21 protein-coding genes are annotated in these 24,302 nt (G+C 60.1%); 8 read left to right on the top strand and 13 right to left on the bottom strand.

What is annotated here, in order from left to right:
- Positions 1–6 precede the first annotated feature (6 nt).
- The 11 genes from FBX99_RS21260 to aspA all read right to left on the bottom strand — a co-directional run bounded on the left by FBX99_RS21260 (position 7) and on the right by aspA (position 13,273).
- The gene (locus FBX99_RS21260; RefSeq protein ID WP_144928984.1) at positions 7–1,038 is read right to left on the bottom strand and encodes a histone deacetylase family protein; all 1,032 of its coding nucleotides are present in this window, start codon (positions 1,036–1,038) and stop codon (positions 7–9) included.
- 351 nt (positions 1,039–1,389) lie between these two features.
- Entirely contained in the window at positions 1,390–3,717 is a 2,328-nt protein-coding gene (locus tag FBX99_RS21255; RefSeq protein ID WP_144928986.1) for a S8 family peptidase, read from the bottom strand.
- A gap of 188 nt (positions 3,718–3,905) precedes the next feature.
- Entirely contained in the window at positions 3,906–4,889 is a 984-nt protein-coding gene (locus FBX99_RS21250) for an AAA family ATPase (RefSeq protein WP_144928988.1), read from the bottom strand.
- Between the two features lie 242 nt (positions 4,890–5,131).
- The gene (locus FBX99_RS21245) at positions 5,132–5,494 is read right to left on the bottom strand and encodes a DUF6124 family protein (protein ID WP_144928990.1); all 363 of its coding nucleotides are present in this window, start codon (positions 5,492–5,494) and stop codon (positions 5,132–5,134) included.
- Positions 5,495–5,948: 454 nt separating this feature from the next.
- Positions 5,949–6,554, bottom strand: coding sequence for a DNA-3-methyladenine glycosylase I (locus tag FBX99_RS21240; protein ID WP_144928992.1), 606 nt, complete (start codon positions 6,552–6,554; stop codon positions 5,949–5,951).
- A gap of 4 nt (positions 6,555–6,558) precedes the next feature.
- Positions 6,559–6,858: a YciI family protein gene (locus tag FBX99_RS21235; RefSeq protein WP_144928994.1), complete on the bottom strand. Its 300-nt coding sequence runs from the start codon at positions 6,856–6,858 to the stop codon at positions 6,559–6,561.
- Between the two features lie 26 nt (positions 6,859–6,884).
- Positions 6,885–7,472 carry a TetR/AcrR family transcriptional regulator gene (locus FBX99_RS21230; protein ID WP_144928996.1) on the bottom strand — a complete coding sequence of 196 codons (588 nt, stop codon included), beginning with the start codon at positions 7,470–7,472 and terminating at the stop codon, positions 6,885–6,887.
- Positions 7,473–7,700: 228 nt separating this feature from the next.
- Positions 7,701–8,693, bottom strand: coding sequence for an AraC family transcriptional regulator (locus FBX99_RS21225; protein WP_144928998.1), 993 nt, complete (start codon positions 8,691–8,693; stop codon positions 7,701–7,703).
- A 123-nt stretch (positions 8,694–8,816) separates the two neighbouring features.
- Positions 8,817–9,821 carry an asparaginase gene (locus tag FBX99_RS21220; RefSeq protein WP_145132778.1) on the bottom strand — a complete coding sequence of 335 codons (1,005 nt, stop codon included), beginning with the start codon at positions 9,819–9,821 and terminating at the stop codon, positions 8,817–8,819.
- Between the two features lie 131 nt (positions 9,822–9,952).
- Positions 9,953–11,401, bottom strand: coding sequence for a sodium:alanine symporter family protein (locus tag FBX99_RS21215; protein WP_144929002.1), 1,449 nt, complete (start codon positions 11,399–11,401; stop codon positions 9,953–9,955).
- A 447-nt stretch (positions 11,402–11,848) separates the two neighbouring features.
- On the bottom strand, positions 11,849–13,273 hold the full coding sequence (gene aspA / locus FBX99_RS21210) for an aspartate ammonia-lyase (protein WP_047704176.1): 1,425 nt from the start codon (positions 13,271–13,273) through the stop codon (positions 11,849–11,851).
- 181 nt (positions 13,274–13,454) lie between these two features.
- On the opposite strand from aspA, the gene FBX99_RS21205 reads away from it, so the two are divergent.
- From FBX99_RS21205 to FBX99_RS21185, 5 genes are all read left to right on the top strand, one after another.
- Positions 13,455–14,372 (top strand): LysR substrate-binding domain-containing protein, encoded by a 918-nt coding sequence (locus FBX99_RS21205; protein WP_144929004.1) that lies wholly within the window; start codon positions 13,455–13,457, stop codon positions 14,370–14,372.
- A gap of 435 nt (positions 14,373–14,807) precedes the next feature.
- Positions 14,808–15,299 carry a 5-(carboxyamino)imidazole ribonucleotide mutase gene (gene purE, locus FBX99_RS21200; protein WP_003196369.1) on the top strand — a complete coding sequence of 164 codons (492 nt, stop codon included), beginning with the start codon at positions 14,808–14,810 and terminating at the stop codon, positions 15,297–15,299.
- Between the two features lie 12 nt (positions 15,300–15,311).
- The gene (locus FBX99_RS21195; protein ID WP_144929006.1) at positions 15,312–16,397 is read left to right on the top strand and encodes a 5-(carboxyamino)imidazole ribonucleotide synthase; all 1,086 of its coding nucleotides are present in this window, start codon (positions 15,312–15,314) and stop codon (positions 16,395–16,397) included.
- A 100-nt stretch (positions 16,398–16,497) separates the two neighbouring features.
- Entirely contained in the window at positions 16,498–16,743 is a 246-nt protein-coding gene (locus tag FBX99_RS21190; RefSeq protein WP_003187057.1) for a GlsB/YeaQ/YmgE family stress response membrane protein, read from the top strand.
- A gap of 88 nt (positions 16,744–16,831) precedes the next feature.
- A complete protein-coding gene (locus tag FBX99_RS21185) occupies positions 16,832–17,368 on the top strand; it encodes a DUF3299 domain-containing protein (protein WP_144929008.1) in 537 nt (178 codons plus the stop codon).
- 134 nt (positions 17,369–17,502) lie between these two features.
- Here the strand turns inward: FBX99_RS21185 and FBX99_RS21180 are convergent, their stop codons facing one another.
- Positions 17,503–18,402 carry a D-hexose-6-phosphate mutarotase gene (locus FBX99_RS21180; protein ID WP_144929010.1) on the bottom strand — a complete coding sequence of 300 codons (900 nt, stop codon included), beginning with the start codon at positions 18,400–18,402 and terminating at the stop codon, positions 17,503–17,505.
- A gap of 57 nt (positions 18,403–18,459) precedes the next feature.
- Positions 18,460–18,864: an acyl-CoA thioesterase gene (locus tag FBX99_RS21175; RefSeq protein WP_024777863.1), complete on the bottom strand. Its 405-nt coding sequence runs from the start codon at positions 18,862–18,864 to the stop codon at positions 18,460–18,462.
- A 384-nt stretch (positions 18,865–19,248) separates the two neighbouring features.
- Here FBX99_RS21175 and FBX99_RS21170 point away from each other — a divergent pair, with 384 nt between their 5' ends.
- The 3 genes from FBX99_RS21170 to FBX99_RS21155 all read left to right on the top strand — a co-directional run bounded on the left by FBX99_RS21170 (position 19,249) and on the right by FBX99_RS21155 (position 24,293).
- Positions 19,249–20,547 (top strand): MFS transporter, encoded by a 1,299-nt coding sequence (locus FBX99_RS21170; RefSeq protein ID WP_144929012.1) that lies wholly within the window; start codon positions 19,249–19,251, stop codon positions 20,545–20,547.
- 241 nt (positions 20,548–20,788) lie between these two features.
- Positions 20,789–21,787 (top strand): phosphate ABC transporter substrate-binding protein PstS, encoded by a 999-nt coding sequence (locus FBX99_RS21165; RefSeq protein WP_144929014.1) that lies wholly within the window; start codon positions 20,789–20,791, stop codon positions 21,785–21,787.
- Between the two features lie 472 nt (positions 21,788–22,259).
- Entirely contained in the window at positions 22,260–24,293 is a 2,034-nt protein-coding gene (locus FBX99_RS21155; RefSeq protein WP_178112025.1) for an ABC transporter permease subunit, read from the top strand.
- Positions 24,294–24,302 lie beyond the last annotated feature (9 nt).

Below are 24,302 nucleotides of genomic sequence, written 5' to 3'. Positions count from 1 at the left end.
TTTTCCTCATTGGGCGCTTTGAAAACCTTCGAGAACGTTCACGGCATTGATGCCGATTTCTGCCACCGCATAACCGCCTTCCATCACGAACAGCGTCGGCTTGCCGAGTGCCGCGATGCGCTTGCCCATCGCCAGGTAATCCGGGCTGTCGAGCTTGAATTGCGAGATCGGATCGTCCTTGAACGTGTCCACGCCCAGCGAGACGACGATGACATCGGCGTCGTAGCGTTGGGTTTCAGTGCAAGCCTGCTCCAGCGCAGCGCTCCAGGTGTCCCAGCCTGAACCGGCCGGCAATGGATAGTTGAAGTTGAAGCCTTCCCCGGCGCCTTCGCCGCGCTCCTCCGCATAACCGAGGAAAAACGGAAACTCCGCCTCCGGATGGCCATGGATCGAGGCGAACAACACGTCGCTGCGCTCGTAGAAAATCGATTGGGTGCCGTTGCCGTGGTGGTAATCCACATCGAGGATCGCGACTTTTTTATGACCTTGGTCAAGGAATGCCTGGGCGGCGATGGCGGCGTTGTTCAGGTAGCAATAACCGCCCATCAAGTCACTGGCAGCGTGATGCCCCGGCGGGCGGCACAAGGCAAAGGCACTGCGGGCGCCACGCTGGATTTCAGCCTGGGCGGTGAGGGCCACCTGGGCCGCGCTATAGGCCGCTTGCCAAGTCCCGGCGGTGATCGGCGCGCCGCCGTCGAAGCTGTAATAACCGAGTTGACCATGCAGGCTTTGCGGGATGACCGTGCGCAGGGTGCGAGCCGGCCAGGTGAAGGGCAGCAAGTCACCGTCGCGGTTGTATTCGGCCCAGCGATCCCAGGCGCCTTTGAAGAACTCCAGGTAGGCGGGGGTGTGGATGCGCTGGATGGGCGCCAGGCCGAAGTCCTGTGGCGCCTCCACCGGCCCCAGTGCACGAGCCTTGACCCGCTCCAGCACATGGTCGGCGCGGGAGGGCATTTCGAAACAGGGCATGAGCTGCCCGTCCATGAGCTCGCAACGGCCGTGGTGCAGGTGGTGATCGTCTGAATAGATCGTCAGCATTTGTTGTTCTCCGCAAGGGGACTGATCGGTTGAGGATAGTCTTGCGGCGGGTGGGACTCAGGAGAACGGTGGGAGAGGCCAAAAGGGGATTGAAATGGCCAAAAGGTTTGACCGGAAATGGCTCTTTGGTGGGGACATGGGTTCAGGATATGGGCGATTGCGGACTGATCCGACTTGTGGCGAGGAGGCTTGCTCCCGCTTGGCAGCGAAGCCGTGAGTAATCACGGCGACAAGAGGGAAGGTCAAGTATTCTGCTGCGGTGACAGAAGCGCTCTCGGGGAATGCATCCTAATATGGCAAAGCCCATTCATGTCAGCTTGGCTGAGCATGACTGGGCTAATCCAGGGCGATTTACACAGGGGTTACAATCGCTGTTCTAGCCGCAATCACGTTCTGGATAGCTGCATAGAGGTCGACGTCGGCTTGCTCAGTTTTGATTGAGACAATGAGACTGTACCGGACACGATCGTTATAGCGCTCCTGCTTTAATAGGGTTTTCCACCAGCCGAGGGCCGGGTAAATGCCGATCATACTGCGGTCGGCCAGTTCAACGGCGGTACCATGCCAGATATCAGAGTGTAGTGAGCCCCTGTGCCGTGTTTGGGGTCCCAGTATCCAGTTCGGATCTGTTCCACCGCCCTGATAGATCCCGTCTTCTTCGTCGCGTGCGCGTTTGTTTATACGCTGCCGGAACTGAGCCTTCTCTTCCGTCGGACGGCTTACATCGAACCGCAGACCGTGAGACTCGTACCTGTAACGTCCTTTGATACCGCGCTCGACGACTCCTGGGTTGGGCTCTACGAAGTAAGAAAGCGTCACTCGCATCTCTACGCTGGTGTTGCCAAGATCGAGTAATTCTTGTGTCGGCCAGGGCAGATCATGAAGATGCATGTCGCGAGCTGTGGGATTGCCCTTTATAGGCTTCATGAACGGTTGCAACTCGTCCTCAACAATCAAGGTAAGCGAGTCGCCAGCGCTCCACAGTGCTCGTCCCACGTCGGGCACCCCAAAGCCGCAAGTTTTCACCAATCGCTCGTAATCAGCTTTCGACCCTGCACCCAAGAAGTCGTGCTTCATGCGTTCGGTCCACTCAGCAGAGTGGACCATTAGCGCCCGAACAGTTTCGGGCCAGAAGACCGGGTACCTGGACGAAATCTGTGCGGCCATACGAGCTGCCAATGCTGAAGCAGCGCTAGTGGCTCTAGTGAGGTCGAACAGCCTTACAGCAGGAGTGTGGGAGGTCGTCAGTAAGGAGACGGAGGGATAGTTGTAAGCGGCCAACTGGTCCTTAACCAAGTTACCGCCCTCGAACACCACATCAGGCTTGAGTGGCCAGGCGGTGCGCTGCCAGGTCAACGACGTGGTGCTGTAAGGGCTCAGGCTTCCTGTGGGCGCCACCAGCTGCAACGTGGCATTAGGCGGGTCAATTGTGCCTTTTTGAGTGTAAGCCCCTACGCAGAGCGCGTTCCAGGATTGCCCAGGGTCATGAATACCGTCAGTAGCATTGCTGTTTGGGTAATGCAACGCCTGATTCTGATCTGCATTACCGGCCGAAACTACGATCAGCCGTGGATTCGCCCGTTCGCCGAGAACATCGGAGGCTAATCCATCGACTGCTGCGGACCAAGCAGACGGACGGCCGCGGTCACGAGAGTCGGTGCTTGTAATGGCCATACTGAACACCCGAGCCACATTCGGTTTTGCGATTTCTGGTAAGGCAACTGCCGACATGGTGAGGGCACCATAAGGCTCTTTCTGGTTACCCATGGCGCTCTGCAGAAGCTTCACCGACTCAACCCGATGCTGGATCGTGATGGGACTTTGTGACGACAACGGCTCAACTAGATCACCATAAAGGGCGAGCCCAGCCAGACCTGTACCGTGCCCCACGTCGTCCTGGATACCCCATGCTGGATCGACGCTGTGCAAATCGTTGAGACCAACATGCGGAGCCAAAAGTGGGTGCCCCGGGTTCACGCCAGTGTCGAGGAGACAGACGCGGACGCTGTTCTCGTCGCCCGCCGCGGTCCGTACAAGCAATTCATCGATCCATGTGCGTTGCTCTATTGCGGGCAGAGCGTCGAAGAATTCTGCGGTTTCCTTCGCCCTTCGAATTTCTGCGACTTCATTGAGAAGCAGAATAGATTGGGTAATTGCTGCTTTCGATGCGAAGACGTTCAGCACCGTGCGCTCAGGGAAGTGAAGAGTTTTGTCCGAGGTGTTGAAGCCGGAGGCTTCTGCGATAGCGCGGAATCGGCTGAGTACGGCCTCGCGATCTTGTCGGACCGGCAACCAGAACTCCCACCATATCGCATCAGTATCGTTCGCAGGGAGCACCGAGAGATCATCGGTCCACAGTGCATTAAACGCGGCGAACCGGATCTCCTGGATGGGGTTGAGCAGCGGTGCGTTGCGTGGCTGCCCCTTGGTCGTGTTCGCCTCTAGGTACTGGCGTATAAGGCTCTCAAAAGCCTTTAGCTGGCCATCAGGAACAAAAACTGTCGCCATGTCGACAAGGTTCTCTCGGTCACGGCGCAAATTGAGCAACTCGATTCGTTGCGCTCCACGGGCAAGTCCCTCGAAGGCCAATTCGAATCCCGGGAAGCTCCTGAACTCGATCTGCAGGCCAAACCCACTATCTCTACCGGATTGGCGTTGAAGATTAATGGCCTCGGTCATCTGCGCATCAACGGATCGCAGCTAGCCAAGCAATGCCGCACCGTGTGCGTCTCGGTCTTGACGCGGGAAGTGTGGGTCTCTGCTTGCGGATGCTGTGGAACGGAACCGTTCTGGCTGTCCCGTTCCCTGGAAATGAAAGTGTGGTCGCTGTCCTGCCTTTGGTTCCGTCATTTAGAGGCTTTACTTCCTTAAGAACGTTGTCTCCCGTGGAAAGCCTTGCGCTCTTCAAGGTGCTTTTCCACATCCTTGATGTCGACCTGTGGGCGGTCCTGAATGATCGCGTCCTTGATCGCATCGTCTGCTGCCTTTCCCAGCTCTGCGTAGCTGAGCCCCTCTGCAATCTTGCAGAGCTTGTCCCAGCTACGAATCGACTTCGAAAAATTAACAAGTCGATTCTTTAGCACTGCTTTGGTTTGTTGCTGATTAGGAAGCCCGTATTCGATAACATCATCGAAACGGCGGAACAAGGCGTAGTCGAGAATTTCTGGGTGGTTCGTGGCCGCGATGATTAGGCTGTTGGACTGATCCTGCTCAATCATTTGTAGGAAACTGTTCAGAACGCGACGAATCTCGCCTATGTCATTAGCCAGACCGCGTTGTGAACCGATCGCGTCGAACTCGTCAAAAAAATAGATGCCGCGAGTATCGCGTATGGCATCGAAGATCTGTCGGAGCTTCGCAGCAGTCTCCCCCATGAATTTGGTAATGAGACTGTCTAGTCGAACAACGTAGAGAGGAATGCCTAATTCGCCAGCAAGTGCGGAGGCGGTCATGGTCTTGCCGGTACCGGGTGGGCCAACAAGCAGGAGCTTGCGACGTGGCGATAAGCCGTGAGCGCGGATCTTCTCGAAGTTACGCTGCTCATTGATGATTCGGGCTAAGCGATTGTGCGTGGCCTCATCCAAAATCATTTCCGCAAATCGAGTGCGAGGTAGAGCGGCAGACAGCAGATTGCCCAGCTCGCCTCGTGGTTGACCGATCGGAACTGGAGAGCTCAAGGGCATGCGATTCTTCTTGGCCGAGTCGATGAGAGCTCGCAGGTCTTCCGCAAGCTTTCCATGCCCCTGCTTTGCTTCATGGGCCGCTACCTGCATAGCGACAGACAGGAAGTGGGCATCATCTCCCTTGATGTGTGAGCGCAGAAGCGCTTTTAGATGTTCGCTGCTAGCCATAATATCCAATCCTGATGTGCCGGTAGTGTAACCGCTTAGAGGCGATTAGCCCTGATCGGATCAATTTTTCCGCTGCTTGGTAGCGGTCCGTGTTGGGCTGAGCGTTTCATTGTCGACCCGCCTAGATTGACCGGAACTCATCAATGGATGATGGCTGCTTCTGGCCGATTATTGCCTGGTGCCAAACAGATGAAAACAAGCCCGACGCAACGCGTCGGGCTTTTATTGTAGAAATTTTGTAGCTATCGCGGCTCAACGTTATCCAACGCCCGGTTCGCCAGTAATGAACTCAGCTCAATCAATTGCTGAATGCCAAGGGCAACGTGGCGGCGAGAGCCATCCAATTCGAATGCGAGATCACTGACCATCGCATCAGCCGAAGCCAGGGTTTCGCTGAGGTTGGCGAGCAGGCATTCGGTGTCGACGTCTTCTACGACGGTGAACAGCTGACCCGGTTGAGTGGTGGCTTCAGGTTTTTCCGGTTTCGGTAAAAGGTAGAAATCCAGGGCACGTTTGGCGGCGGCGTCGAGTTTTTGGGCGTTGATGCCGTCGGCGTAGGGGGAGGTGGGGTCTGCTTCTGGAGGGTTCGGAGTTATTTTGAACATTGGGACTTCCTTTAGTAGAGCCGCAACCGTCTCGCTACTAAACGAATAAGGCGGCAGCTGTGTGCAAGTTAGTAGACCGGTGAAGTCACCAAACCGGCGCGCCCGAAGGCGCCATGCACACAGCCACCATCACGTGCAGGCACAGCCTGACTGATGACTCATGCAACCGTTAGTGACTTCCTGGGCTACTAAACCCGACCACTGATGGGCAGTGGCAGGGAAACGATAGGGCCTGGATACAAGGCGCACAAGCGGGTGGATTCTGGCGTAGTTGTAGGCAAAGGCGCAAGGTTGGGTAGTCTGGCGAAAGGCTGGCGGTCGGACATGCGACTCGGGCTGGAAATGGTTGCAATGTGTGGCGAGCAAGCTTGTCCCGTCGCAGGTTGACTGATGGAGTCTGCCAGTAGGTAGGCATCGATTCGATTGAAGCTAGGCTGCCTGGTTTCAGGAATACCTAAGGTTGTTCGATGCCCCGCCGTGCATGTTCGACTCGTGTCCTGATAACGCATTCAGTTGCATGGTCGTTCAACAATCCCATTGCCTGCATGAACGCATAAACGGTCGTAGGCCCAACGAACTTCCAGCCTCGTTTTTTCAGCTCTTTCGATAGCGCGACCGACTCGACAGACGTCGAGGCGGTCTGAGGTTCAATCGGGTTCGCAACCTGAGGGGCGTAGCGCCAAAAAAAGGAAGCCAACGAGCCTTCCGTTTCGACGAGCTCGCAGGCACGACGGGCATTGTTGATGACAGCTTCGATCTTGCCGCGATGGCGAACGATGCCAGCGTCCTGAAGCAGACGCTCTACATCGCTGTCGTTGTACTGAGCGACCCGGACGAAGTCGAAGCCATCAAAGGCGGCACGAAAGTTATCCCGCTTGGCCAGGATCGTGCGCCAGCTAAGGCCGGACTGGAATCCCTCAAGACTGATTTTTTCGAACAGGCGTCTATCGTCAGCTACGGGAAACCCCCACTCGGTATCGTGGTATTGAAGAAATTCCGGCGCGGCTGCGCACCAGCGGCACCGGCGTTGCCCATCAAGCCCAATGATCGTCGCTTCCATGGCGTCAGCTCCCTGTACTGGCCAGCAAAAACGCCAAGCGCGGATCGGCCTTCGATGGCTTCACCTCGACAATTTCTGCCTGCACGACATCTTGCATCACGAAGGGGTCACCGCTGATGCGATCTTCAAGTTGGGCCAGTGTGATTCCGCTTGCCAGGATCATTCCTCCGGCTTGTGGCTCAAGGCTTCCGGCCATGATAAAGACTCCGGCGTCAAAACCGCATTGCAGCCAGTCCTTATGGGCTTGCATCAACTGACCCGCCAGATCGCGTCCGGCTGAAAATCGTAGGAATACGACAAACATTGGTGGTCCTTCCAAAGATTGCTGGGTTATTGGATCGAAGCCCGTGCCACGCCGGTGATGCTGTCGAGCCATGCACTCATGCGCTCGGCTTCTAGCTTGACGAAATGCTCGTCGTGAAACGAATGCGCAAGCAACGCCACGCCCTGGCTGAACGCCAATACGTGCATTGCCAACGAATCCGCGTTTGGCCCGTGCCCCAATAGAAGAAACTGCTGGCGCAACCAGGTACGGAACAAGGCAAAGAGTTGTTTGGACTGCGGCAGCGCCGGGTGGCCAAGCTTGGCCAGCTCGCTGCAGAGGGTGCCAACCGGGCAACCATGGTGAATGATCTGGGCTTGGTTCGTGACGACGATGAAGATGAAGCTTTTGATGCGCTCGGAGGGTGAGGCGCTTTCTGCCTCCCAAGCCTTAAGCATGTGTGAAGTGCTCAGAAGGCGTTCCGCGATAACGGCATCCAGAATCTCGTCCTTGCTTTTGAAGTGGTAATAAAAGTTGCCACGAGAGATGCCGACGGCGTTGGCGATGTCTGCGAAAGAGGTATGTTCATAACCGTTCTCATAGAACAGCCGGTCTGCCTCTGCAACGATACGCTCACGGGTTGTGATTTCAGCCATCCAACTGTATCCCTATTACCTTGCCCAGCCTCCATTGGTTGAGGTTAGGACGGTTGACCTAATCGATGGAACTGAGAGTAGGACGAGCATCCTAATTGGTCAAGAGTCGTTGGCCCATTATGCATTTACTGGCGCGTTGCGATGGCTTGGTTGCGGCTGCTACGCAGCCCAGCGGGGCGGTGCGACGTTTCGCTAAATCCCTTCAGGAGATAAAAGCCAGGTATGGGCTCACGACTTGAACTGGCTTGGCGCCACGCCGCTCCAGCGGACGAAGGCGTGGCGGAAGCTGGCGGTTTCGCTGAAGCCCAGCAGTTCGGCGATGCGGTGGATGGGGATTTGATCCTCGCAGAGCATCTGTTTGGCCCGTTCGAAGCGCAGGTCGTCCAGCAGTTCCTGGTAGCTGCAACCCGAATCTTTGAGGTGGCGGCGTAACGTGCGGGCGGAGCAGTTCATTTGTTCGGCCAGGCCTTCCAGGCCGGGAGCGGCGTCGAGTTGGGCGGCGAGCAGTTGGCGGATGCGGCCCAGCCAGGCCTGGCGGCCGGTGAATTCGATGTTCTGCTTGCGGCAACGTTCGACCATGGTGTGGTGGGTGATGGGGTCGGCCAGGGGCAGCGGGTGGTCGAGCCAGTGGCGGTCGAAGGCAAAGGCGTTGTCGACGGCATCGAAACGCACCGGACAATCGAAATGTGCTCCGTAGCAGGCATGGTAATCCGGTGCCGGGTGTTCGAAGCGCGCCGCGCGCAAGGGCAGCGGGTGGCCGAGCAGGTCGTTGCAGGTGACCTTTAGCGAGACCATGCAGAACTCGGCGTTGAACGCGGCCAGAGCCGGGTTCTCCCGATAATCGCTGGCGCTGAGCCAGACCGCCTCGTCGTCTTCCTCCAGGTTCAGCTCGAAGAGTGTTCCCAATAGCGCCGGATAGCGCAGCGCCAGCTGCAAGGCGTCACCTAAGGTGGCACTGGTGAGCAGGGCGTAGCCGAGGATGCCGTAGGACGAAACGTGCATGCTGCACCCCAACTCCAGGCCAATGTCGCGCTTGAGAGCCACGGCGTTGGCGCAGACCTGCATTTCCTGGTTGGTGGTGATACGTGTGTCGGCCCGGCTCAGGTCCGCCGCGCTGATGCCGCTGCCGGCCAGCAACGCGTCACTGGGCAACCCTTCATTCTTGAAGGCGTTGAGCACCAGAGAGACGGCGTTGAGGGTGGTGAGGTGGGAATGAAGCATGTTCGTTTCCAGCCTGGGGAGGCTGGAAATAAGAGCAAGTTGTATGCCGGATGAAAATCGGAAGTTCAACACAACACCCAATGTGGGAGCGAGCAAGCTCTCCCACACTGGGTTTGCCGGGTGTCAGATAAGCTCACCACACAGATCCAGCTCAACCAAGCGCCGAACCTCTTCCACGGGCAACCCTGCGCCAATCAATGCCTGCAACTTGCCGAACGCGGCCTCGCGGGTCATACCGCCGCCGGACACCACGCCGACGCCACGCAAACGGCTGCCAGCCTCGTACACGTCCAGCTCGACGCCGCCTTCATGGCATTGTGTCACTGCCACTACCACCACACCGCTGTCCCGCGCTCGGGCGAGGCTGGCGAGGAAGGCCGGGTTGTCGCTCGGGCCGGTGCCGCTGCCGTAGCATTCCAGCACCAGGCCCTGGATCCCGCTGCCCAACAGGCCGTCGAGGATGTCGGCGCTGATGCCCGGGAACAGCGGCAGCGCCGCGACGTTCGCCAATTGCCTGGCCTGGTTGTAATTCAGCTGCGCTGGCAGCGACGTGGCTTTGGCAGCGCCGCCCTGGCGCTCCAGGCGTTTGAATGGATGGCGACCGAAGCTGCGCACCTTCGCACAACGGGTCGGCGCCAGCAGTTCACCGTGGAAGTAAAGGTGCACGCCCGGCGCCAGGCCCTGGCCGAGGGCGACCAGCGCGCCGCTGAGGTTTTCCCAGGCATCGCTGTCGGTCACGCCGGCGGGCAGCATGGAGCCGGTGAAGCAGACACGGGCAGGCAGGCCCAACAGCTGGAAGCTCATCGCCGCGGCGCTGTAGGCCAGGGTATCGGTGCCGTGCAGGATCAACACGCTGTCGCAACCCTGCACATCCACGGCGTCGACCACCGCTTCGCGCAGTTGCTGCCAGTAGGCCGGGGTCATGTTGGCGCTGTCGATCAGCGGCGACATTTCCCGGAAGCGCCATTGCGGGATGACCAGTTCAGGTTGGCTGTGCAGATAGTCGCGCATGCGGGCTTCGAAGCCGGAGGCCGGGGCGAGGCCGTTGGCGCTGGCTTGCATGCCGATGGTACCGCCGGTGTAGAGCACCATGACGTGCTGGGCGGCAGGGTAGGTCGAGGAATTCATGGTCGTTCTCCGAAGACGAAAACGGCAGCTTCGTCGAGCTGCCCAACATAAGGTCGAGCATGACGCCGACCTTACGCTGTGTCACGCCGGGCGCAGGGGATGCGCCCGGTTTTTTGCAGCAGGCTTGCCGATCAGCGTTGCGCTGCGGCCACACCGGTCACCGCATCAGGTTGGGCAGCGGGTGCGGATGGGGTGGCTGGCCAGGCCTTGCGGTCCAGGTCCAGGTCCGGGAACTTGCTGGAGTCGAACACTGGCACCTTGATGCCGGCCGAACGTTGGGCGTCGTAGTCACGCAGGATGCGCATGCCGACCTTGAACAGCAGGAACAGCGCGATCAGGTTCACGAACGCCAGCAGGGTCATGGTGATGTCGGCGAAAGCGAACACAGTGCTGAGGTTTTCGATGGCGCCCCAGAAAATCAGCACCAGTACCAGTGCGCGATAGCCGATCAGTGCCTTGCGGTTTTCACCGAGCATGAAGCGCAGGTTGTTTTCGCCCAGGTAGTAGTTGTAGAGGATCGAGGTGAACACGAACAGCGCCAGGGCCACGGAGATGAACATCCGGCCCCAGTCACCGACCACGGCGGCCAGGGAGTTCTGGGTCAGGGCAATGCCGTCGCCTTCGAAGCCAGGGGTGTAGAAGCCCGACAGCAGGATCAGCAGCGCGGTGCAGGTGCAGATCACGAAGGTGTCCAGGAACACGCTGAACGCCTGGACCACGCCTTGGGCGACCGGGTGTTCGACCGATGCAACGGCGGCCACGTTAGGCGCACTGCCCAGGCCCGCTTCGTTGGCGAAGACGCCGCGCTTGACACCCATGACGATGGCGCTGCCGATCAGGCCGCCGAACGCCTGGTCCAGGCCAAAGGCGCTCTTGACGATGGTTGCCAGCATGGCTGGTACGTGGTCGAACTGCAGCACGATCACGTAGATGGTCACGGCGATGTAGGCCAATGTCTTGACCGGTACCAACAGGTCGGCCACCTTGGCGATACGCTTGATTCCGCCGATGAACACCAGGCCCAGCAGCACAGCCAGGCCCAGGCCGGTGTAGGTGGTGTCGAGGCCGAAGGCGTTGTTCAGCGAATGAGTCACGGCGTGGGCTTGCAGGCCGTTGAAGGCGAAGCCGAAAGTGACCAGCAGCAGGAAGGCCATGATCATGCCCAACCAGCGTTTCTGCAGGCCGTGCTGGATGTAATAGGACGGGCCGCCACGGTACTGGCCTTCGGAGTCGCAGCGCTTGTAGAGCTGGCCGAGGGAGCACTCGAAGAAGCTGCTGGACATGCCGACCAGCGCGGTTACCCACATCCAGAACACTGCACCGGGGCCGCCGAGGGTCACGGCAATACCCACACCGGCAATGTTGCCCGCGCCAACACGGCCGGCGAGGCTGAGCATCAGGGCCTGGAAGGAACTGAGCTGGTCGGTGCTGCTTTTGAGGCTGTCACGGAATACCGAGAACATGTGGAAGAAATGACGGAACTGGACGAAACGCGAGCGGATCGTGAAGTAGCCGCCGAGCCCGACAATGAGCAGGATCAGCACTTTCCCTGAGAGGAAGTCGTTGATGACTTCGAGCATGAGTATTCCTCGCTGTTTTTTGTTTAAGCAAATGCTGGCCATTTGGAAACATCACGAAACATCCGTCGGCGCACGGCTTGACAGGTGAGGCGAGGTTTCGTCCCGGTCCAATTCGCGGGTTGTTATTAGTTCGGGTTTCGCATGTTTAAGTCTCGCTACCGACGACCACACATGGCGAAGAGGGGCGGCACTATACCTATCAGTGCGATGCCCGTCTGCACGGTTGTGGTGCAAGCGACGAAACGACGTGCTGGAATTAACGAAAATCGCAGCCTTCGACAGCCCCTTTAAGGAGCTGCCGAAGGCTGCGATCTTCTTCCGGTGTTGTCGTTTTCGGCATAAGGCCTCCGTGGCAGTGGCAAAAAAAGGGCTTGGGGAAAAATCCCCAAGCCCTCAAAAGGTGAGAGGTGTCTAGTCCCTCGACCTGGTGAGCGGTGGTTGCATCAATCACGCTTTCAGCGGGACCAGACGCGGAGCAATCATGTTTTCCGGGCGCAGGATGTCGTCGAGCATGGCGTCGTCGAGCAAGCCTTCTTCGCGCACCAGTTCCAGCACGCCGCGGCCGCTTTCCAGGGCGACACGGGCGATGCGGGTGGCGTTTTCATAGCCGATGTACGGGTTCAGGGCGGTGACCAGGCCGATCGAGTGCTCGACCAGTTCGCGGCAGCGCGCTTCGTTGGCGGTGATGCCGACGATGCAGTGCTCGCGCAGCATGTCCATGGCCCGTTGCAGCAGGCGGATCGAGTCGAAGATCTTGAAGGCGATCAGCGGTTCCATCACGTTCAGCTGCAGTTGGCCGCCTTCGGCCGCCATGGTCAGGGCCAGGTCGTTGCCGATGATCTGGAACGCCACCTGGTTGACCGCTTCCGGGATTACCGGGTTGACCTTGCCGGGCATGATCGAGCTGCCTGGCTGGCGGGCCGGCAGGTTGATTTCGTTGATGCCGGTACGTGGCCCGCTGGACAGCAGGCGCAGGTCGTTGCAAATCTTCGACAGCTTGACCGCGGTGCGCTTGAGCATGCCGGAGAACAGCACGAAGGCACCCATGTCCGACGTGGCTTCGATCAGGTCGGCAGCCGGTACCAGCGGTTGGCCGCTGATGGTTGCCAGGCGCTGCACGGCCAGGGCCTGGTAGCGCGGGTCGGCGTTGATGCCGGTGCCGATGGCGGTGCCGCCCAGGTTCACTTCGGTGAGCAGTTCGGGCGCCAGGGTTTTCAGGCGCGCCAGGTCTTCGCTCAGGGTGGTGGCGAAGGCACGGAATTCCTGGCCGAGGGTCATCGGCACGGCGTCCTGCAGCTGGGTACGGCCCATCTTCAGGACGTGGCTGAATTCTTCACCCTTGGCGGCGAACGACTGGATCAGGCTGTCGAGGCTGGCCAGCAACGCATCGTGACCCAGCAGCAGACCCAGGCGGATCGCGGTCGGATAGGCGTCGTTGGTAGACTGCGCCATGTTCACGTCGTTGTTCGGGTGCAGGTATTGGTATTCGCCTTTCTGGTGGCCCATGGCCTCCAGGGCGATGTTGGCGATGACTTCGTTTGCATTCATGTTGGTCGACGTGCCGGCGCCGCCCTGAATCATGTCCACCACGAATTCTTCGTGGAAGTCGCCGCGGATCAGACGGGCACAGGCTTCGCTGATGGCTGCATGCTTGGCTTCGCTGAGTTGACCCAACTCGCGGTTGGCGTCAGCGGCAGCCTGTTTGACCATTGCCAGACCGATGACCAGCTTGGGGTAATGCGAGATCGGAACGCCCGAGAGACGGAAGTTGTTCACCGCTCGCAGGGTCTGGATGCCGTAATACGCTTGTGCTGGTACTTCGAGTACGCCAAGCAGGTCTTTTTCTGTGCGGAATGATGCAGCGGAGGACATGATGGAAATCATCTCGATAAGGACCCGGTCTGTGCCGGAACGCTGTGGATCGTAGGCTCTCGTAAACATAAGGGCCAATGCTGTTAAACACTGCCCTATGCATATTCGGCATAATGCGGATGTGACGCCGGCAGTACGGCGGACGTGTGACCTGTTTTGGTGCATGTTTCGGGAGAACGTGATGAATCTTGAAAGCAAATGGCTTGAGGACTTCAGTGCCTTGGCGGCTACCCGCAGCTTCTCCCAGGCGGCCGAACGGCGTTTCGTCACGCAACCGGCGTTCAGCAGGCGGATCCGTAGCCTGGAAGCGGCGCTGGGGCTGACCTTGGTCAACCGCTCCCGCACGCCGGTCGAGCTGACGGCGGCCGGGCAGTTGTTTCTGGTGACGGCGCGCACCGTCGTGGAGCAGTTGGGCGAGGTGTTGCGGCACTTGCATCACCTGGAAGGCGGGCAGGGCGAAGTGATCCAGGTGGCGGCCGCGCACTCCCTGGCCCTGGGCTTCTTCCCACGCTGGATCGCGCAGCTGCGCAACGAAGGCATGAACATCGCCACGCGCCTGGTGGCGACCAACGTCGGCGATGCCGTCCATGCATTGCGTGAGGGTGGCTGCGACTTGATGCTGGCGTTCTACGACCCGGATTCGGCGATGCAGATGGATCCGGAAATCTTCCCGTCGTTGCACCTGGGCCAGACCGAAATGCTGCCGGTGTGCGCCGCCGACGCCAACGGCAAACCGCTGTTCGACCTCGAAGGCGAGGCCAGTGTGCCGTTGCTGGCCTACAGCGCCGGGGCGTTTCTCGGTCGCTCGGTGAACCAGTTGCTGCGCCAGCGGGCGCTGCGTTTCACCACGGTCTACGAAACGGCCATGGCCGACAGCTTGAAAAGCATGGCCCTGGAAGGCCTGGGCATCGCCTGGGTGCCGCAACTGAGCGTGCGCGCCGAACTGGCCCGGGGCGAACTGGTGATCTGCGGCGGTGGGCAATGGCACGTCCCATTGGAGATCCGCCTGTACCGCTGCGCCCTGGTGCGCAAGGCCAATGTGCGGTTGTTGTGGCGCAAGCTCGAAGGCGGCGCAGCACAGGGCGCCACAGCCTCCTGATCCCACCACAATCCCCTATGGGAGCGAGCCTGCTGGCGATAGCGGTGGGTCAGGCAACATAGAATCTCCCACGGGGTTTGGGTCGTTCACAACATATGGAATCAACACCGACCAGATGTGGGAGCGGGCTTGCTCGCGAAAGCGGCGTGCCAGTCACCACCTTCTGCACTGATACTCTGCTTTCGCGGGCAAGCCCGCTCCCACAGAGGGGGCCGAGGTGTTCTTGTATTGACCTTGAGGTCAATAAAACCGCCGTCCAGGCACAAATGACAGATGGTCGCGACAGGGGCTGTTTATCTGCTTCATTGCGGTATACTGCGCGGCCTTCGGCCGGTTCGGATCGGCCACTATTCGTACAACAAGCCACGCCGGTTTCCCGCGTGGCTTGTTGTTTTTTGACGCGCCTGCGGGCGCCCAGAGAGAAGAGGCACATTGATGAGTGCATTGGTTGGCGTGATCATGGGCTCCAAGTCCGATTGGTCCACCCTTAGCCACACCGCCGATATGCTGGAAAAGCTCGGCATCCCTTATGAGGTGAAAGTGGTCTCTGCCCACCGCACCCCGGACCTGCTGTTCCAGTACGCCGAAGAAGCCGAGGCCCGTGGCATCGAGGTGATCATCGCCGGTGCCGGTGGCGCGGCTCACCTGCCAGGCATGTGTGCGGCCAAGACCCACCTGCCGGTGCTGGGCGTGCCGGTGCAGTCGTCGATGCTCTCGGGCGTCGATTCGCTGTTGTCCATCGTGCAGATGCCGGCCGGCATTCCGGTCGCGACCCTGGCCATCGGCAAGGCCGGTGCGATCAACGCCGCCCTGTTGTCGGCGAGCATCCTGGGCGCCAAGCATCCACAGTTCCATACCGTGCTGAAAAAATTCCGCGCTGAGCAGACAGACAGCGTCCTGGACAATCCAGACCCACGCATTGCCTGAGGTTGTTGACGAATGAAGATCGGTGTAATCGGTGGCGGCCAGTTGGGTCGCATGTTGGCCCTGGCGGGTACGCCGCTGGGGATGAACTTCGCTTTCCTGGACCCGGCGCCGGACGCCTGTGCCGCCGCGCTGGGTGAACACCTGCGGGCCGACTACGGCGACCAGGATCACCTGCGCCAACTGGCCGATGAAGTCGATCTGGTGACCTTCGAGTTCGAGAGCGTCCCGGCCGAGACCGTTGCCTTCCTGTCCCAGTTCGTCCCGGTCTACCCGAGTGCCGAAGCCTTGCGCATTGCTCGCGACCGTTGGTTCGAGAAGAACATGTTCAAGGACCTGGGCATTCCCACCCCGGCCTTTGCCGACATTCAATCCCAGGCCGACCTGGAAGCCGCCGTCGCAGCCATCGGCCTGCCGGCCGTGCTCAAGACCCGCACCCTGGGTTATGACGGCAAGGGCCAGAAAGTTCTGCGCAACCCTGAAGACGTTGCCGGTACGTTCGCCGAGCTGGGCAGCGTGGGCTGCCTCTTGGAAGGTTTCGTGCCGTTTACTGGTGAAGTCTCGCTGATCGCCGTGCGTGCCCGCGACGGTGAAATCCGTTTCTACCCGTTGGTGCACAACACCCACAAGGACGGCATTCTCAAGCTCTCCGTCGCCAGCACCGACCATCCGCTGCAGGCCCTGGCCGAAGATTATTCCAGCCGCGTGCTCAAGCAACTGGACTACGTCGGCGTGATGGCGTTCGAGTTCTTCGAAGTGGACGGCGGTCTCAAGGCCAACGAAATCGCGCCGCGGGTGCACAACTCCGGGCACTGGACCAGCGAAGGCGCCGAGTGCAGCCAGTTCGAAAACCACCTGCGGGCGGTCGCCGGCCTGCCGCTGGGTTCGACTGCCAAGGTTGGTGAAAGCGCGATGTTGAACTTCATCGGTAAGGTACCGGATACCGAGAAGGTCCTGGCGATTGCCGACTGCCATCTGCATCACTATGGCAAGGCGTTCAAGGCCGGGCGCAAGGTTGGTCACGCCAACCTGCGTTGTGCTGACCGGGCGACGCTGGCCCAGCAGATCATCAAGGTCGAGACGCTGATCGCCGAGCAATAATCTGCAACACGATTGGAACCATTCGTCGGCCGGATTCTCTCATGGCAAGGTGCCAAAGTCTGACTAGGCTTTGGCGATCTCACTCAAAAGGGGAATTGCCATGGGAATCATCGGAACCATCTTCATCGGCTTGATCGTCGGCCTGCTGGCACGCTTCCTGAAACCGGGCGATGACAGCATGGGCTGGATCATGACCATCCTGCTCGGTATCGGCGGTTCGCTGGCAGCCACCTATGGCGGTCAGGCTCTGGGTATCTACCAGGCCGGGCAAGGCGCCGGTTTCATTGGCGCCCTGGTCGGCGCGATCGTGCTGCTGGTGATCTACGGCCTGATCAAAAGAAACTGAGTCAATGCGACAAAGCCCCCTGCGCATGGCGCGCGCAGGGGGCTAGAATGCCCGGCGTTCCATCCATCACTCATTGCCGAGCCCTTTCATGCGCCGTCTAGTGTTGACCCTTCTTCTGCTGGGCAGTGGCCTGGCCCATGCTGCCGAGCTGCCGGAAACCGACTGGCTCGAGCTGATGCCCAAGTCGGACCAGAAAGCCCTCGAGGCCATGCCCGAGATCGACCACAATTCCCCCGAAGCCAATGGCACCTTCACCAACAAGGGTGGCCTGAAGCAGAGCAAAGGCTTGCCGGCGGTGATGTATTCGACCAAGACCGTGGCGTCGATGAACGACAAACACATCCGCATAGGCGGTTACCCGGTGCCGTTGGAAACCGACGCCAAGGGTCGCAGTACGTTGTTCTTCCTGGTGCCATACCCCGGCGCCTGCATCCACGTCCCGCCACCGCCGCCTAACCAACTGGTGCTGGTGCGCTATCCCAAGGGCCTGAAGCTGGACGACATCTACACGCCGCTGTGGGTGACCGGCACGCTGAAAATCGAAAAGGTCGACAACGACCTGGCGAGCGCGGCATATGCACTGGACGCGGAGAAGGTGCGGGTGGTGCAGGAGGCGGATCTGTAACCGTCGGTTGGTCCGACGCAAATCCCCTGTGGGAGCGAGCCTGCTCGCGATAGCGGTGGATCAGTCAAGGTAATGGTGGCTGACAGATCGCTATCGCGAGCAGGCTCGCTCCCACAATGGTTTTGTAGTGTGGCTTAGAGCGGTTTGCTCCTGATACTCACACCCAGGGTATGGCTGGCTTGCGGCAGCAGCGTCACCACATCATCCATCACGTTCGCCGTCTCGATGCACAGCATGCGTTGCCAGCCATCGTCGGCCATGTCGCTGAAGGCCTTGGCGCGTTCGGTCCAGGGGTTCCAGATCACCGCCGAGCGTGAGCCGCTGCTGGTCAGTTCGATCCGTCGTTCCCAATGCGGGTCGACAATGCTCAGCGTCGCTGGGGTATCGAGATAGACACGGTCGGTCTCGCCGGCAAAGTGCAGGTCGCCGGCCTGAGTGGCGGTGTTCCAATCGTCCAGGGTTTCGATGTAGTTCAATCCGGCCACGCCTTCGACGTGCACGTTGCGCACGTCGCTCACGGCGAAATAGCTGTGCAGCGCCTGGCTGAGGCTGACGGTTTCGCTGCCGCGGTTATGGCTGGTGAGGCTGATGTGCAGTTGCGCGTCCATCACGATGGTCAGCGTCAGGTCGACCTGATGAGGCCAGCCCGCCAGGCCGTTTTCGGGGTAGGGCAGTACGAACTCGATTTTCAGGCCTTCGCCCTCGGCCTCGATGCCTTTCAATTCCCAATCCATCGCCCGCACCAGGCCGTGGGCCGTGGCCGGCTCGTTGCTCACGCGCATGGCCTGGACGCTGTCGGGGTTGCGTGTCAGGTTACCGAACCATGGCCAGCACACCGGCACGCCGGCGCGAATGCTTTTGCCAGCCTTGAAGGTCGCCTGGTCGTTGAGCCAGATCAGCGGCGGTTGGCCATCCACTTGATAACTGAGGATATGCGCGCCTTGCTGGGCCACCAGCAACTCGGCCTGACCGTGGCGGATACGCCAGCCATTGAGTTCATCCAGTTTGACGGCTTCGACATTGGGCGTGGGCATACTGCAAACCTCGTTCAGGAACAGGAACCGCAATGGACCACAAAACGGCCGTCGCGTTTAACGGGCGCGCGGCGGAACCGAACGGGTGCGACCACTGCCGTCGATGGCGACGAACACGAACACCGCCTCGGTCACCTTGCGCCATTCACTGGACAGCGGGTCGTCGCTCCAGACCTCGACCATCATCTGGATCGAGCTGCGGCCGATTTCCAGGGTCTGGGTATAGAACGACAGCTGTGCACCTACGGCTACCGGCACCAGGAACGCCATGCGATCGATCGCCACGGTCGCCACGCGCCCGCCGGCTACCCGGCTGGCCATCGCCGTGCCGGCCAGGTCCATCTGAGACACCAGCCAGCCGCCGAAGATATCGCCGAAGCCGTTGGTGTCGCGGGGAAGCGCGGTGATTTGCAGGGCAAGGTCGCCTTGCGGGATTGGATCTTCTTGTTCGAGCTCTATCATGCCGGGGGTGCCTCTGACCCGTAACTCTGTCTTGTACTTCAGGTGAATAGCCGTCTTTGTAAAAAACGATTCAGCCCGAACACATTGCGTTCGTCACGTTTTTCGAAAGGCGCGCTAAAGGGAGACTCTGCGAAACCGGCTGGCCCTGGTGTCTTTCTCCTACAAACTCTGCACCACCAACGACGTTTTCGCACAGCAACCCCTTACAGAGTGTCGCAAGCTAGCGAGTATATCGGGCGATAGCCGTCGAGACGACCACCCGGTTCTGATTTCGACCGAGAATGACGCGCCTCCCTGTGCTTTTTCCAACAATTTGCTATCGTGCCGAACCGCTCCAACCCCGATTTCCGGGTTGCAGAACCGACTATAAGAGAAGCCTTCGCCATGACCACTGCGCCTTCGAGCACGGCAGCCCCTGCGCAACCCGCCCGTCCGCTGACCCGCAACGACTACAAGACCTTGTCGCTGTCTGCCCTGGGCGGTGCCCTGGAGTTCTACGATTTCATCATTTTCGTATTCTTCGCCACCGTGGTCGGCAAATTGTTCTTCCCCGCCGACATGCCCGAGTGGCTGCGTCTGATGCAGACATTCGGCATCTTTGCCGCCGGCTATCTGGCCCGGCCCCTGGGCGGTATTGTCATGGCGCACTTCGGTGACCTGCTGGGCCGCAAGAAGATGTTCACCCTGAGCATCTTCATGATGGCTGTGCCGACCCTGATCATGGGCCTGTTGCCGACCTACGCGCAGATCGGCATGTGGGCGCCGATCCTGCTGTTGCTGATGCGGGTAATCCAGGGCGCGGCCATTGGCGGTGAAGTGCCGGGGGCCTGGGTGTTCGTCTCCGAACACGTTCCGGGGCGCCATATCGGTTATGCCTGCGGCACCCTCACGTCGGGCCTGACGGCGGGGATCCTGCTGGGCTCCTTGGTGGCCACTGCGATCAACACACTCTATACGCCGGTGGAAGTGGCGGATTATGCCTGGCGCATCCCGTTCCTGTTGGGCGGTGTGTTCGGCCTCTTTTCGGTGTACCTGCGCCAGTGGCTCCACGAAACCCCGGTGTTTGCCGAGCTGCAGCTGCGCAAGGCCCTGGCTGAAGAAGTGCCGCTGCGCGCGGTGCTGCGCGACCACCGCGGGGCCATTGTTATTTCCATGCTGCTGACCTGGCTGTTGTCCGCCGCCATTGTGGTGCTGATCCTGATGACCCCGACGGTCTTGCAGACGGTCTACCATTTCGCGCCGACCACTGCCTTGCAATCCAACAGCGTGGCGATCGTGATGCTGAGCATCGGCTGCATCCTGGCCGGTGCCCTGGCGGACCGCTTCGGTGCGGGGCGGGTCTTCGTCTTCGGCTGCGCCGCATTGCTGGCCAGTGCCTGGACCTTCTACCACAACCTGGCCGACCATCCGCAATGGCTGTTTCCGATGTATGCCCTCACGGGCCTGCTGGTGGGCACCATTGGTGCGGTGCCCTACGTCATGGTCAAGGCCTTCCCACCGGTGGTGCGCTTCAGCGGCCTGTCGTTCTCTTACAACGTGGCCTACGCGATTTTCGGCGGCCTGACGCCGATGATCGTCAGCCTGCTGCTCAAGGAGAGCCCGATGGGGCCGGCGTATTACGTGGCGGTCCTGTGTGGGATGGGGATTGTGGTGGGGGCTTATCTCTGGAAGAAGGGGCGCTAGGCCCCGGGCCTTTCATCGGCTTTTCCGGCCTCATCGCGAGCAGGTTCGCTCCCACAATGGTTCTGCGCACACCGCAAACCCTTGTGGGAGCGAGCCTGCTCGCGATTGGGGGCCATCACGAATCATCCTGTAAAACTCAATGCTGGCCTTTCATCCAATTGTCATATTTCAGCCATAGAGTGTTCACACGGCTTACCGATACTTGGCCGACTTAACACACCCTATCTGCTAGGAGTAAGGCATGAAACTGAAGCGTTTGATGGCGGCAATGACTTTTGTCGCTGCTGGCGTTGCGACTGCCAACGCGGTTGCCGCTGTTGACCCTGCGATCCCGAGCTACACCAAGACCACTGGTGTGTCGGGCAACCTCTCCAGCGTCGGCTCCGATACCCTGGCAAACCTGATGACCTTGTGGGCCGAGAACTACAAGAAGGAATACCCGAACGTAAACATCCAGATCCAGGCCGCCGGTTCCTCCACCGCGCCGCCCGCACTCACCGAAGGCACCGCTAACCTGGGCCCGATGAGCCGCAAGATGAAGGACAACGAACTGCAGGCCTTCGAACAGAAGTATGGCTACAAGCCAACCGCTATCCCGGTTGCCGTGGACGCCCTGGCTGTATTCGTGCACAAGGACAACCCGATCCAGCACCTGACCATGGAACAGGTCGATGCGATCTTCTCGTCCACCCGCCTGTGCGGCGCCAAGGCTGACGTCAAGACCTGGGGCGACCTGGGCGTGACCGGCGACCTGGCCAACAAGCCGGTTCAACTGTTCGGTCGCAACTCGGTATCCGGCACCTACGGCTACTTCAAGGAAGAAGCCCTGTGCAAAGGCGACTACAAGCCAAACGTCAACGAACAACCTGGCTCGGCTTCGGTCGTTCAGTCGATCAGTTCCTCGCTGAACGGCGTGGGTTATTCGGGTATCGGCTACAAGACCGCCAGCGTGAAAACCGTGGCCCTGGCCAAGAAAGGCAGCACCGAGTTCATTGAAGACACCGAAGAAAACGCACTGAACGGCAAATACCCGCTGTCGCGTTTCCTCTACGTGTACGTCAACAAGGCTCCGAACAAGCCTCTGGCGCCGCTGGAAGCCGAGTTCGTGAAGCTGGTCCTGTCCAAGCAAGGCCAGGAAGTCGTGGTCAAGGATGGCTACATCCCGCTGCCAGCCAAAGTAGCCGCCAAGGCACTGGCTGATCTGGGGCTGTCGGAAGGCGGCAACGTCGCCAAGCAGTAACACTTGAGCCCGGGCCAACGCCCGGCCTCTTGTGGGAGCGTGCTTGCTCGCGATAGCGGTGGGTCAGTCGACACAGCTGTTGAATGTGACGTCCTCATCGCGAGCAAGCCCGCTCCCACAGACACTAATTTCCTCTCCGCTGCCAGTTTCCACGGGCGGCGGATTTGTTGCGTCACTGCATTGTCATCTTTCTGTCATACAGGATCGCTAGGGTGTGCGCATGAATGATCTGGCCAATTCCACAATGACTACGACTTCCCCTCCCAAGCGCATTGATTTCAATACGCCTGAGTTGCAACGCAAGCGCCGTATCCGTGCGCTCAAGGACCGCCTGACCCGCTGGTACGTCCTGGTCGGCGGGCTTGCCGTCCTGGCGGCCATCACCCTGATTTTCTTTTTCCTGGCCTATGTAGTGCTGCCCCTGTTCCAGGGCGCGGACCTGACCGCCAAGGACTCGATCACGCCGGCCTGGATGCAGGACGCCGGTAAGCCACTGCTGATCGCCATCGAAGAACAGAACCAGGTCGCCATGCGGGTTTCCGACAAGGGGCAGGCGTTGTTCTATGACATTGACAGCGGTGCCGAGCTGCGTCGTGTCGACCTGCCGGTACCAGCCGGCGCCAACGTGACGTCCATTGGCGAAGACCAGCCCGGCAGCCCGCTGGTGGCCATCGGTCTGTCCAATGGCCAGGCCCTGGTGTTCCGTCACACGTATAAGGTCAGCTACCCGGACGGCAAGAAGACCATCTCGCCGGCCGTCGAATACCCTTATGGCGAAACGCCTATCGTCTTGAACGAGCAGGGCGCTGCGCTGGAGCATGTCAGCCTCAATGCCACCGATTCGGCCCTGCTGATCGCCGGTTCCAGCGGCGCCCAGTTGCACGTGCTGTCGATTACCAGCGAAGAAAACATGATGACCGGTGAAGTCACCAGCGAGCAGACGCGAATCGATCTGCCGCAGATGACCGAGCCGGTGAAGAACATCTTCGTCGACCCGCGCCAGCAGTGGTTGTACGTGGTCAATGGTCGGGCCCAGGCCGATGTGTTCAGCCTGCGGGACAAGAGCCTCAATGGCCGTTACAAATTACTGGAAAACGCCGACGCCCAGGTGACCACCGCGACCCAACTGGTGGGTGGGATTTCGTTGATCGTCGGGGACTCCAAGGGCGGTTTGTCCCAATGGTTCATGGCCCGGGATCCTGACGGCGAGCAACGCCTGAAAGAGATCCGCACCTTCCAGATGGGCACCGCGCCCATCGTCGAGATCACCGCCGAAGAGCGTCGCAAAGGCTTCGTCGCCCTCGACGCCGCCGGTAAGCTGGGTGTGTTCCACAGCACCGCCCACCGCACATTGCTGGTGGACCAGGTAGTCGATGGGCAGGGCGTGTTCGGCATGTCGCCACGGGCCAACCGGCTGATCGTGGAGCAGGGCGGCAAGCTCCAGCCGCTGTCGCTGGACAACCCGCACCCGGAAGTCTCCTGGAGCGCGTTGTGGGGCAAGGTCTGGTACGAGAACTACGACGAGCCTAAATACGTCTGGCAATCGACCGCCGCCAACACCGACTTCGAACCCAAGCTGAGCCTGTCGCCGCTGACCTTCGGTACGCTGAAAGCCGCGTTCTACGCCATGTTGCTGGCGGCTCCCCTGGCGGTGGCTGCCGCCATCTACACTGCGTACTTCATGGCTCCGGGCATGCGCCGCAAGGTCAAGCCGGTGATCGAATTGATGGAGGCCATGCCGACGGTGATCCTCGGCTTCTTCGCCGGCCTGTTCCTGGCACCTTACGTTGAAGGGCACCTGCCAGGCATTTTCAGCCTGCTGATGCTGTTGCCGATTGGCATCCTGGTGGCCGGTTTCGTCTTCAGCCGCCTGCCGGAGTCCGTTCGCCTGAGGGTGCCGGACGGCTGGGAAAGTGCCTTGCTGATTCCGGTGATCCTGTTCGTGGGCTGGCTCTCGCTGTACATGAGCCCGTACATGGAAGCCTGGTTCTTTGGCGGCGACATGCGCATGTGGATCTCCCATGACCTGGGCATCACCTACGACCAGCGCAACGCCCTGGTGGTGGGCCTGGCGATGGGCTTCGCGGTGATCCCGAACATCTACTCCATCGCCGAAGACGCCGTGTTCAGTGTGCCGCGCGGCCTGACCCTGGGCTCCCTGGCCCTGGGGGCCACGCCTTGGCAGACCATGACCCGCGTGGTGATCCTAACCGCCAGCCCGGGCATCTTCTCGGCGCTGATGATCGGCATGGGCCGTGCGGTGGGCGAAACCATGATCGTCTTGATGGCCACCGGTAACACGCCGGTCATGGAGATGAACCTGTTCGAAGGCCTGCGGACCCTGGCAGCCAACGTGGCGGTGGAAATGCCTGAATCGGAGGTCGGCGGCAGCCATTACCGCGTGCTGTTCCTGTCGGCGCTGGTGTTGCTGTTGTTCACGTTCGTCATGAACACCCTCGCTGAGCTGATCCGTCAGCGTCTGCGCAAGAAATATTCGTCGCTTTAAGAAAGGTAG

This window comes from Pseudomonas sp. SJZ074 (genome assembly GCF_007828215.1).
In the GTDB taxonomy this organism is placed as follows: Bacteria; Pseudomonadota; Gammaproteobacteria; order Pseudomonadales; family Pseudomonadaceae; genus Aquipseudomonas.
Note: the sequence above shows the minus strand (reverse complement) of the source record. Positions and strands in the feature narration are given on the sequence as shown.